The sequence below is a fragment of the Micromonospora sp. KC721 genome (genome assembly GCF_004348355.1).
GTDB lineage: Bacteria > Actinomycetota > Actinomycetes > Mycobacteriales > Micromonosporaceae > Micromonospora.
This window is the reverse complement of record NZ_SMJY01000413.1, coordinates 1-716: the sequence shown is the minus strand read 5'-3', so window position 1 is coordinate 716 and position 716 is coordinate 1. Positions and strand designations below refer to the sequence as shown.

At 75.1% G+C, this 716-nt stretch carries 1 protein-coding gene; it reads right to left on the bottom strand.

Translation table 11 applies throughout. The features are described 5' to 3' along the window. Nucleotides 1-98: 98 nt before the first annotated feature. The coding region (locus E1182_RS30720; RefSeq protein ID WP_132271216.1) for a tetratricopeptide repeat protein at nucleotides 99-716 on the bottom strand (618 nt) is incomplete at its 5' end.

Genomic DNA, 716 nt, shown 5'->3' with positions numbered 1-716 from the left:
CCGCAGACCCTGGAAGCAGCCGGCCCCTCCAGGGGCCATTCTTTTCCAAGATCCAGGCAGGCCGCAGGCAATGCGGCATGTTGGGGGGTGGATGGGGGTCAGGGGGTGGTCAGACGGATGTGGAGGGCGTCGGCGGCGGCGCGTTCGCTGCGCTGCTCGGTCGCGTACGCCAACCGGACCGCCTCCTCGGCGCTGGCCACCGCCTCGACCGGCTGGCCACAGGCGGCCAGCGCCTCGGCCAGCACGCTCGCCCCGATCACCTGGCTGCGGACGTCTTCGGCAGGCGCGGCGACCGCCCGACGGGCCCAGTCCAGCGCCTGCTCCCGCTGGCCGTGAGCAAGCAGGGCGGAGGCGTACCGGGCCATCGTCTGGCGGCGGGAGAAGAGCAGCGTCGGGTTGCTGGACGCGGTGGTCGCCACCGGGGCGAGCAGACCGACGGCGGTGGCCGGATCACCGGCGGCCAACCGGGCCGTGGCCAGCAGCACCCGGGGGGCGACCTGGGCCGGTGCCTGCGGGTTGTGCGGTTCGACGGCCGTCAGCACCGCCCGGGCGTCCCGTTCGGCGGTATCGCAGTCGCCCATGTCCAGTGCCACGAAGCCGCGCAGGGTGCCGGCCATCCCGGTGAGCAGCGGGTGCGAGGTGCGCCCCGCGTACGCCAGGGCGTCGGTGAGCAGGTCGGCGGCGTGCTCCGGCTCGCCCAGCCCGCGCGCCACCAC